Raw genomic sequence first — 11234 nt, forward strand, 5'->3', positions numbered from 1 at the left:
ATTGGCGCGGCGGAGCGCATCGCGGCCGAAAACGGACCGCGGGACCACGGGAGATGCGCGGTTTCCGCCTGGGTCGCGGGGGTTCAGGAACCCCCGCGACCCGGCCGATAACCGCCCGGAAAGCCCATGCAGCCCGGCCACGCCCGTTTCCTGTTCGCGGCGCTTCTGCTCGCGCTCGCCCTTGTCCCGCCGGCCCCCGCCGGCGCGCAGGACTATCCGCGCCTGGGGCTCTACTGGTCGGTCCACCGTGACGGCCGGCCCCTGCTGCGGGCGGACGGCACGCTGGATCCCGACATCGCCTCGCAGGTCGCGCGCTACGACGAGATCGTCGTGGACGTGGATCCGTTCTCGCCCTACCGGCCGGACGCCATCGCGGCGCTGCGGTCGCTGAACCCCGGCATCAAGATGCTGGGCTACGTCACCGGCCACCACATCTGGCCGTCGGCCGATCCCGACTCGCTCAACCACTTCCCGACGCGCTACTGGCGTACGGTCCGCGACCTGGACGGATTTCTGTACAACCGCTCGGGCCAGCGGTTCGGGCTCAGCAACTCGGCGCTCGCGGACGTCAACCTCGCCAAACGGGACGCCAACGGACGCTTCGTCGTGGCCGAGGCGCTCGCCTCGCTGTTCCATGACGCGGTCGTCGCCACGGGCACCTGGGACGGCGTGTTCCTCGACGCCTACTGCGACGGCATCCTGTGGGCGCAGTCCGCGAACGAGATGATCGACTTCGCGCGCGCGGGCTACCCCAGCGCCGCGGCGTTCGACGCCGCCTGGAAGGCGGGCAGCGACACGCTCGCCTCGCGGCTTCGCGCGCTCTCCGGTCCGACGCCGATCCTGGTCGGGAACTGCGGCTACGGCACCAAGTACGCGTGGTTCAACGGCTGGATGCGCGAGAACTTCCCCAACCAGGGTGGCGGCACCTGGTACTCGAACATGCTGAACGACACCGGCGGCTACCTGAAGGACGACGAGAAGTTCCGTCAGCCGGTCAACAACTTCATCTTTTCGGGCGCCGGCTACCCGGGCCTGCCCTACGACCCCTTGAGCCAGCGTCAGGTCCGATATGGCCTCGGCAGCGCCGCGCTCGGCGACGGCTACGGCGTCTACGGCTACATCGGCCGTGTGACCGACGTGTATCCCTACTGGACGTGGTGGTACGACGAGTACGCCGTGGACCTCTCGACCGGACGTTCGAGCACGCTCGGACGCGACACGGGCTGGCTGGGTCGGCCGCTGGGCCGCATGTACCAGATGATCTGGGTCGGAACGGCCCCCGACGCCGTCTCGAACACGGATCTCGAGTCGGATCTGTCCGGCTGGACGTCGTACTTCGCGACCCCCGGCGGCATGACGCGCGACGCCACGACGGCCGGCAAGGGCTTCGCCTCGCTGCGCGTGCACGTTGCGGCGGCGTCGAGCACCGACTGGCACGCCAACGTCGCGAGTTCGGGCTCCATCGCCATGATCCAGGGCCTCACGTACTCGGCCACCTTCTGGGCGAAGGCGTCGAACCTGCGCAACCTCCCCGTGGTCGCGAACGAGCCCGGCGTCGGCGAGATCGCCCGACAGTACGTGACCGTGGACACGAACTGGCGGCAATACCAGGTGGCGCTGGTGCCGACCCGGAACGGTACGGGAAAGCTCCAGTTCTACCTCGGCCTCGAAGCCGGCGACGTGTGGCTGGACGATCTGCACCTGCAGGCGGGTTCCACCACGCTCTTCCGCCGCGACTTCGACAACGGGACGGTGCTGGTGAACCCGGGCCCGGCCGATCTCACCGTGCCTCTCGGCCCGGGCTACCGGCGAATCCTCGGGATTCGCGATCCGGTGACCAACGACGGCACGGACGCGGCGACCGTGACCGTGCCCTCGCGTGACGCCCGCTTTCTGGTGGCGGCGTCCGCCGACACGATTCCGCCGGCCCCGATCAACGACGCGGCCGTGCGGCCCTGAAGGCCGCGCGGATCACTCGACGATCGCGAACCGCGCGCCCGCCGATCGGCCGGAGACGCGGACCGTCACCAGGTAGACCCCCGGCGGCACGCGCGCGCCCGCGAGGTCGGAGCCGTCCCAGGGCAGCCGCACGGCGCCGGCTTCGCGCCAGCCGGCGTCGAGCCGGCGCACCAGCCGGCCCGAGACGTCGTGAATGTCGGCGCGCAGCTCGCCCGCGCGGTCCGTCTCGATCGCGAGCGCGAGGCGACCGCGAGCGGGGTTCGGCTCCGCGCGCACGCGCAGGCCGGCCGGCCGTGGCGGTCCTTCCGGCACGCCGAGTGTCACGCCGATGCCGATCACGGCGTCGGCGGTCTCGACGGGCGTGACGAACAGACCCGCGTTGTAGAAGGTCGCGCGGCGCAGCCGGATCCAGGTCACCTGGGGCACATTGGCGGCCTTGAAACGCAGCGTGTAGATCGCTCCGGGACCGGTGAGCGCGATCTGATCGCACAGCAGGTGGTCGGTGATGGTCAGGCTGTCGCCCGCCGGGGTGAACCGGTGAAACGTGTTTCCGCACGCCGCGCTGCACCCGCCCGTCATCAGGCAGCCCTGCTGCGAGGCGAGGATCGCCGCCGGCACGAACGTGAGCGCGGTCGTGTCGTAGCCGACGACGGCGACGAAGCCGTTGAAGGCCGAGCCGGCCTGCACGATGGACAGGGTGACGTCGAACTCCTGGCCCGGGCCGACGTTCACGGTCGGCGGCGAGACCGCCACCTGCACGGCCGCCGCCGCGGGACGCGCGACCGCCAGCGCCATCGTGGCGAGCACGAGCGCGCGGATGCCGGTCGGGATTCGGATCGTTGATGGAGCCATCTGAGGTGTCGTTCCCGTGCGCCGGCCGGTCCTACCGGTCGAGCCGCACCAGCTTCTTCGTGAACTCGCGACCGTCCGCCCGCAGCCGTGCGTAGTAGACGCCCGGCGCCGCGGAACGGCCGCGATCGTCCGCGCCGTCCCAGTTCAGCCGGTAGTTGCCCGCCTCCCTCTCCCCCTGCACCAGCAGCCGGACGCGCCGTCCGTCGATTCCGTAAATGGAAAGCTCGACGGCTCCCGTCCGGGCAAGACCGAACTCGAGCGTCGTCGCCTCGCGTGACGGATTCGGCCACGGAGCCGCCAGCGCCGTCGTGCGGGGCGCGGGTCCCGCGACGTCGGCGACTTGAATCGCCGTCGTCACCGGCTGGTTGCGCCCATCGCGGGCGGCCACCCGCTGGATGCGCAGCCCCGGGGCGCCCGAAGCGATCGCCCGGAAGGTCACGCTCGCGACCTCCACGTCGCCGGCCAGCCCGATCTCACGCGCTCCGAGCAGGGCGCCATCCACACGACCCGGCCCCGGCGAGAGCAGCAGCCCGTCCTGCGCGGCGAACCACGACGTCGGCTCCGCCCCGACCGGCTGGACGACCGAGGGATCCCAGCCGAGCACCGCCGAAAAGCCCCGGACCGCGCCCGAGCCGTTGAGCCGCAGGGTCGTCGTCACCAGCGCGCCCGCCTCCACCACGGACGGGGCGGCGAGGTCGAAGACCTCGACCGCGCCCGAGGCCGCGTGCGCGTCGCCCGCCGGCTTCACGCGCGAGGGTCCCGGCGGGCCCGAGGTGACCTGGTAGTTGGCCGCGAAGAGGATGAAGTCCTCGAAGTCGATCAGGTGGTCCGGGTGGGGCCGTGACGTCGGCAGATAGTCGGTGGTCGGGCCGATGTCGAGGTAGGCGACGCCGCGCGAGGTGATGGCCGGCTCGCCGATGCCGTAGTTGGCCCCGAGCAGCGAGACGTCCTCGTCGCTCACGCGATTGTCGCCCGTTCCGACCGTGACGCCGTCGGAGACGTCGCCCAGGTGATAGTCGAGCGCCCCCGCGCTGGCCGCGGAGACCGCCGACAGGTTGCCGCACGAGTCGATGGCGTAGGCGACGTACTGCCACCAGCCACGCGCGGGCGGATGGTCCACGTAGCCGGTGGCAGCGCTCGAGGCGACCAGCGTCCATGGAGAACCCGGCGCCGCGAGCGGATCGGGCGGCGCGACGGGTCCGTTCGCGTCGTAGAGCGGGTAGGCGCCGAACGGCGCGCGGTACAGCCGCGCCGCCGAACCACCGCCCGTCGTCCACGACAGCGTGATCCCGGTCGTCTGCCCGGGAGGGTTGCCCGTCAGCACCTGCTCGGACGTGAGGTCGGTGACCGGTGCGGGCGCCGCATGCTGGATCGAAACCACCGCCGAAGCTCCGGGCAGGACCCCGATCGGCACGTTGTCGCAGTCCCGCGCGATCGCCGACACGATGCTGATCGAGCCCGTGCCGTCACTCCCGACCGACTGCACGTCCACGGTGAAGAGTTGTCCGCCGGTGATGATCCCGCACGGCGAGCCGAACAGCGCGACATCCACGGTATAGCGGCCGCCGCCCCGGTCGGTCACCTGCAGGTCGTGGTTCGTGTAGCCGGTGAACCAGGTCCCCAGGTGGACGCTCGAGAGCGGCGAGCCGGGCGTGCACAGCGACAGCTTCGCGGTCTCGAGCTGGAACGTGACGCTGACGCCGCGCGCCGGCGCCGTCTCGCCGCGTGCGAACAGGAACGGCACGCTGACGCACGCGCTGGTCGTGGACAGGCACAGGCCCGCGCCGTTGGCCGTGACGCTCGAGGCGGGCGGCGACGCGAGGATGCTGAGCGTGTAGGTCTCCTCGGCCGTGCAGCCGAAGGCATCCGTCACCCTCAGCGTGAAGACCGAGGTGGCCGCCGTGGACGGCGTGCCCGAGATCATGCCGGTGCCCGGGTCGAGCGACAGCCCGGCCGGCAGCGAGCCCGAGGCGATGGTCCAGGCGAACGGAGCAATGCCGTCGCTGGCGCTGACCGACTGGGCGAAGGCCGAGCCGACGAGACCGTCGGTGAGCGTCGCCGGGAGCACGGCCATGGCCGGGCAGGCCACCGCGACCGTGTAGGGACGATCCACGAAGCAGCCACCCGTGGCCGTGGCGCGAACGGTGAACGCGAACGAACCCGTCGCGCTCGGCGTGCCGGTCAGCCCGCCGGCCGGCGCGAGGGACAGGCCCGGCGGCAGCGAGCCGCTGGTGACGGCGAACGTCACGGGCGGCGTGCCGCCGTCGGCCGTGAGCGTCTGGCTGTACGCGACACCGATCGGCGCGTTGGGCAGCGTCGCCGGCAGCAGCGCCATGACCGGGCAGGTCACGTCGAGCGTGTAGGCCCGGCTGCCGGTGCAGCCGCCCGCGTCGGTCGCCGTCACCGTGAAGCTGTAGGAACCGTAAACCGTCGGCGTCCCGGAAAGCGTCCCGTCGGTCGCCAGCGTGACACCCGGCGGCAGCGCGCCGGCGGTCACCACGAACGCCACCGGCTGGGTGCCGACGGTCGTCGCGAGGGTCGCGGCGTACGGCGCGTTGACCGGCGCATCGGCGAGCGTGTCCGGCAGCACGACCACCGGCGCCGCGTGCACATGGAGCGTCGCCGCGGGGCCGGGCGCCGCGGCGATGGCGAGGTTGCCGCAGTCGCGCGCCTTGACGTTCGTCACCGTGAGCAGGCCCGGGCCGTCGGGACCGACCGCCTTCAGGCTCACCGTGAACAGTTCGCCGCCGACCGTGATGCCGCACGGAACACCGAAGATGGCCTGATCCACCGTGTACGAGCCGCCACCGTGGCTGACCACCTGGAAGTTCGAGTTCGGGTATCCGGCGAGCCATGGCCCGGGCTGGATGCTCAGGCCCGGCGGTCCGGCGTTGCAGAGCGCGAACCGTGTGGTGTCGATCTGGAAGGTGACGCTGATGCCGCGCGCGGGCGTCGAATCGGCGCGGCTGAAAACGAACGGCACGCTCACGCACGGGAACTGCGGACCCAGGCACGCGGCGCTGGTGTTCGCCGCGACGACCGACGCGGGCGGCGTCGTGAACACGTCGAGCGTGTAGTTCGAGCCGCCGGTGCAGCCATAGGCGTCGGTGGCGGTGATCGTGAACACCGAGGTTCCGGCCGCAACCGGAACGCCGCTCAGCACGCCCGTGGCCGGCGCGAGGGTGATGCCGGCGGGCAGACTGCCGGAGCTCACCGCCCAGACAAGCGGCGCGTTCCCCGCGCTCGCCGCCAGCGACTGCGCGTACGGCGCGCCGACCGATCCATAAGGCAACTGCGAGGGCGAGAGCGCGATCGCGGGGCAGTCCACCTGCACCGAGTAGGCTTGCGCGCCCTGGCAGCCGTTCGCGTCGGTGGCCGTGAGCGTGAAGGCGTAGGACCCCGCGGTCGTCGCGGTGCCCGCGAGCGTGCCTGTGCCGGGGTCGAAGGCGAGGCCGGGCGGCAGGGAGCCCGACGACAGCGACCAGCAATAGGGCGAGGCGCCACCGCTCGCGATGAACGGCTGGTTGAGCGAGCCGCCGACGAGCATCGCGGGCAGCGAGGCCGGCGAGAGCGTGATGGTCGGGCAGGTGAGGGTCGCGTCCTCGGTCATGCCCGCCACGTTCGTCTGCAGCGTCGCGCCGATCGAGGCGAAGCTTCCGCCCGCGTAGATCGAGCCCGCGTCCAGCGCCAGCGAGCGCACCGCGCCGCTCGCGTTGGGATTCCACGCCGTGGCCACGCCGGTCGCGAGGTCGATCGCCGCCATGCGGTTGCGCGCCAGGGCTCCGACGCTGCTGAACACGCCGGAGACGTAGACCGTGCGGCCGTTCACCATCACGTCGTAGGTCGGGCCGTTGGAGTTGGGATTCCAGGCTCCCGCGACCCCGGTGCCCGCGTCGAGCCAGGCGAGCCGGTTTCGTGCCTGCCCGCCGATCGTGGTGAAGAAACCACCGGTCAGGACGCGGCCACAGCTCAGGGCGATCGCACGCACGGTGCCGTTCGAGTTGGGATTCCACGCGGTCGCGGAACCGCTCGCCGCGTCCAGCGCGGCGATGTTGTTGCGGGCGCTTCCGCCGGCGGTGGTGAAGGTGCCACCGATATATACGACGCCACCGTCGCTGGTGACGGTGAACACCTCGCCGTCCGTCCCGGGATTCCAGGCCGTGGCCGCGCCGGTCGCGCCATCGATGGCGGCGATGTTGGCGCGCGGCTGTCCGCCCACGTCGGTGAACAGTCCGCCCGAGTAGACGAGCCCGGCGCTCACGCCGAGCGACGCGACGCGGCCCGACACGTTCGGGTCCCACGCGCCGAGCGCCCCGGATCCGAGGTCGAACGCCGCGAGTCCGTTACGGACCTGCGCCCCGACCATGGTGAAGCTGCCGCCCACACGGAGCGTCGCGCCGTCCACCGCGAGGGCGAGCACCTCGCTGTTCACGTCGGGATTCCAGCTCGTGACCTGGCCGGTGACGAGGTCCAGCGCCGCGAGATTGTTGCGCAGCACCCCGCCGATGCCGGTGAAGGAACCACCCGCGTAGACCACTCCGCCATACGACGCGAGCGAGAAGACGGCCCCGTACGCGATCGGGTTCCAGGCGGTCGCGAGGCCGGTCGTCGCGTCGAGCGCGGCGAGGCGGCTGCGCGCCTGTCCCCCGACGGAGGTGAAATCGCCGCCCGCGTACACCACCGACCCGACGACCGACAGCGCGAGCACCTGGGCGTTGGCGCCGGGACTCCAGGCCGAGACCGCCCCGGTTCCGGCGTCCACGGAACACAGTCGCGTCCGCGGCTGGCCGCCGACCGTCGTGAAGGCGCCGCCCACGTACAGGCTGCCGGCGTCGAGCGCCAGCGCCGAGACCTGCGCGTTGCTCCCCGGGTTCCAGGCGGTGGCGAGGCCGCTCGAGACGTCCAGCGCCGCGACGCGAAGACGCGTCTGCCCGCCGATGTTCGTGAAGTCTCCGCCCACGAAAACGCTGGAACCGTTGGCGACGAGCGCACGCACGGTGCTGTTGGCGTTCGGATTCCAGGAGGTCGGCGTGCCGCTGGTCAGGTCCACCGCGGCGATGCGCATGCGAGACGAGGCACCGATGCTGGTGAAGCTGCCGCCCACGTAGATCACGCCGCCGCCCAGGGCGAGGGCGCGCACGCTGCTGCTCGCGCCGGGATCCCACGCGGTCGTCACCCCGGTCGTGCCGTCCACGGCCGCGAGGTTGCTTCGCGACTCCCCACCGACGGACGAGAAGCTGCCGCCCGCGTAGAGCGTGGTGCCGTCGAAGACCAGTGTCAGCACCTGTCCGCTCGCCCCCGGGTTCCAGGGCGCGACCGAGTTGTCGGCCAGCACATGCGCGAGGTTCGCGCGCGCGACGCCGCCGACCGAGGAGAACTGGCCACCGATGAACCACCCGCCCGCACCATCGGAAACGACCGCGTTGATCTGGCCCGTGACCCTCGGGTAACCGGCGAGCGCGAGGCCCGACGCCGCGCTGATCGGCACGCCGGTGCCCGAGGTCGAGCCGACCGCCGTGAAAGCGCCGCCGAGGTAGAGGGTGGAGCCGGAGACCGCGACCGCGTTGACCGTGCCGTTGGTGATCTGCAGATCCTCGCGCACGACCTGCGCGCCGGCCACGCTCGCGCCGAGCGCCGCGCACAGCGCCACCCGCAACAGCGCGAGCGCGGCACGCAGTCCGGCGGGGCGCCGTCCCGTCCGGCGGGCGCCCTTGCGCGGCGCCGTCTGCGCGATCCCGGTGGTCTTCATCGGCCCGCTACCTCAGGAGCACCAGACGCCGGGTGAACCGTGCCCCGCCGGCATGGAGCTGCGCGTAGTAGAGCCCCGGCGCGGCCGGCCGGCCGCTTTCGTCGCCGCCGTCCCAGGCCACGCGCCACGAACCCGCCTCGCGCACGCCCGAGACGAGTGTCTTCACGCGCCGGCCGTCCACCGAGTAGATCGCGAGGTCCACACGATCGTCGTGCGCGAGTCCGAACTCGATCGTCGCGCTTCCGCGTGCGGGATTCGGCCACGGTGCGGCGAGCGCCGTCACCCATACGCGCGGCGTCCCGGTCTCGCGCCCGCTCGCGCCCAGCTCGACAGGCTGGTTGCGCGAATCGCGGGCCGCGACCTGCGCGAGGCGGATTCGCGGCGCTCCGCCGCGCAGCGCCCGGAACGTGACCGTGGCCACCTCGCCTTCACCCGCCAGCGCGCGCGCGCGCACGCCGAGCAGCGCGGCGTCCACCACACCGGCGCGTGGCGAGAGCACGAGTCCTCCCTGCGCAGCCAGCCACCCGCCCGTCGAAACGCCGACCGGCTCGACCACCGTGGCGTCCCAGCCGAGCGTCGCCGAGAACCCCTGCACGCGACCGCTGCCGGTCATGCTCAAAGTGGCCGTGACCTGCGATCCGGCATCGGTGCTGACGGGCGCCTCGATGCGCAGCTCGTCGGTGGCACCCTCCTCGCCGGTCGCCGGTCCGTTCGCGAGCTGCGGGGCCGAGACCACGAGGAAGTTCGTGGCGAAGACGATGAAGTCCTCGAAGTCGAGCCGGCCATCGGTGAACGGGCGGGACGAGAGCGCCAGGTCGGTCGTCGGCCCCACGTCGAGGTAGTGGACGTTGCGGTTCGAGAGCTCAGGCTCGGAGATGCCGTAGTTCGCGCCGAGCAGCGAGACGTCCTCGCTTCCGACCGAGTTGTTGCCCTGTCCGATCGTGACGCCGTCGGAAACGTCGCCGAGGTGATAGTCGAGCGCTCCGGCGCTCCGATTGGAAACCGCCGACGTCCCGCCCGCCGCGTTCTTCGCGAACGCGACGTAGTACCAGAAGTCGCGCGTGGCCGGCTCGTCGGTCTGGCCGCTCGCGGTGACCGAGGTCAGCGTCCACGGCGCGCCCGGCGGGTAGGACGGAATCGCGGGTTCGACGCCACCGGCGTTGTCGTAGCGCGGGTACCCGCCGAATCCCGCCCTGTAGACCTGGACCGTCGTGGCACCCGCCGGCACGGAGAACGTCAGCACGACCTTCGCCGTGCCGTCGGCATCGTTGCTCGACGGTTGAGTCTGCGCCGCGAGGTCGGCGATCGCCGTGGGAATCGCCAGGACTTCGAGCGTGTACACGCGGCTGCCCGTGCACAGATTGGAGTCCGACACACCGATGGTGAACGTGTCCGTTCCCGCGGCGCTCGGAGTACCCGACAGCAGGCCCGCGGGGGACAGGCTGAGCCCGGCGGGCAGGGCGCCCGACGTGACCGTGAACACGTAGGGTGCGGTTCCGCCGCTCGCCGCGAGCGCCTGCGAATACGCCACGGCCACCGAAGCCGGCGGCAGGGAATCCGGCGTCACGGCGATCGCCGGGCAGCCCAGGTCCACGGTCAGGCTGTACGCCAGCGAGCCCGCGCAGCCGAAGGTATCCGTCGCCGTGACCGTGAAGTTCGACGAGCCGATCGCGGTGGGAGTGCCGGAGAGTTCACCCGTGGCCGCGAGCGCGAGCCCGGCGGGCAGGCTGCCGGCCGAGACCGCGTAGTTGTACGGCGCGTGGCCCCCGCCCGCCGAGAGGGTTTCCGAGTAGGCGATGCCCTGCGTCGCGTTGGCGAGAAGCGACGGGGCGAGGGTGATGACCGGGCAGGAGATGTCGAACGTCGCGCTCGAGACCGGACCCAGGGCCCCGGCGGTCGCCTCGAGAATGTTGCCCGTGCCCGCAAGGTTCACCCACAGGCTGGCGAACGTGGCGATGCCGTTGGAGTCGCTCACCGCGGGCGCGTCGCCCTCCAGCGTTCCCATCCCAACGAGCCCGATCGAGACCGACTCCCCGGGCACGTTGTTGCCGAACGTATCGCGGACCCTGACCGTGACGGCCGGGGTGATGATTGCGCCGACCAGCGTGGAGGTTGGGTGCTGGACAAAAGTGAGCGAGGCCGCGCTGGCAGGCGAAACGTCGAACGTGGCGCTCGTGTCCGGCGAGAGTCCCGTGCTCGAAACGGCCAGTCGCTGCCCTGTTCCCGACGTCTGCAGCACCAGATCGCCGAACACCGCGAGCCCGGTGGAGTCTGTGGTTCGCGAGAGCGTGCCGGACAGAGGACCGGGCCCGGTCGAGAGTGCGACGTCAATCGAGACACCCGCACCGGGCACATTGTTCCCGTACGCATCCCGCACGCGCACCAAGAGATTCGGCGACAGGACCGAGCCCGCCACCGAGTTCGACGGCGACTGAACGACCACAAGCCGCGTCGCCACGCCGTTTGCTCCGACCGTGATCGAGAGCGCCTGCGTCGCCGTGTCGCTGGCCGCGTCCACCACCCGAACCGTGAACGCTTGCGTCTCCGCCGTCGCCGGCGTCCCGCTGATGAGCCCGCTGCCGCTGTCCAGGCTCAGACCCGCAGGCAGCGTCCCGACCGTCACCGCCCAGCTACCGTAGGGCGCGGTGCCGCCGGTGGCGGCCAGCGTCTGCGA

At 71.8% G+C, this 11234-nt stretch carries 4 protein-coding genes; 1 reads left to right on the forward strand and 3 read right to left on the reverse strand.

The genetic code is table 11. The features are described 5' to 3' along the window. Positions 1–126 precede the first annotated feature (126 nt). Positions 127–1959, forward strand: a complete 1833-nt coding sequence (locus IT347_01685; protein MCC6348288.1) for a hypothetical protein — start codon at positions 127–129, stop codon at positions 1957–1959. 12 nt (positions 1960–1971) lie between these two features. Here the strand turns inward: IT347_01685 and IT347_01690 are convergent, their stop codons facing one another. The 3 genes from IT347_01690 to IT347_01700 all read right to left on the reverse strand — a co-directional run. Continuing rightward, on the reverse strand, positions 1972–2811 hold the full coding sequence (locus IT347_01690) for a hypothetical protein (protein MCC6348289.1): 840 nt from the start codon (positions 2809–2811) through the stop codon (positions 1972–1974). Positions 2812–2842: 31 nt separating this feature from the next. Beyond that, complete coding sequence (locus IT347_01695) at positions 2843–8560, reverse strand: putative Ig domain-containing protein (protein MCC6348290.1); 5718 nt, start codon at positions 8558–8560, stop codon at positions 2843–2845. A 7-nt stretch (positions 8561–8567) separates the two neighbouring features. Then, the coding region (locus IT347_01700) for a putative Ig domain-containing protein (protein MCC6348291.1) at positions 8568–11234 on the reverse strand (2667 nt) is incomplete at its 5' end.

It is taken from the genome of Candidatus Eisenbacteria bacterium (assembly GCA_020847735.1).
Lineage (GTDB): Bacteria > Eisenbacteria > RBG-16-71-46 > RBG-16-71-46 > RBG-16-71-46 > CAIXRL01.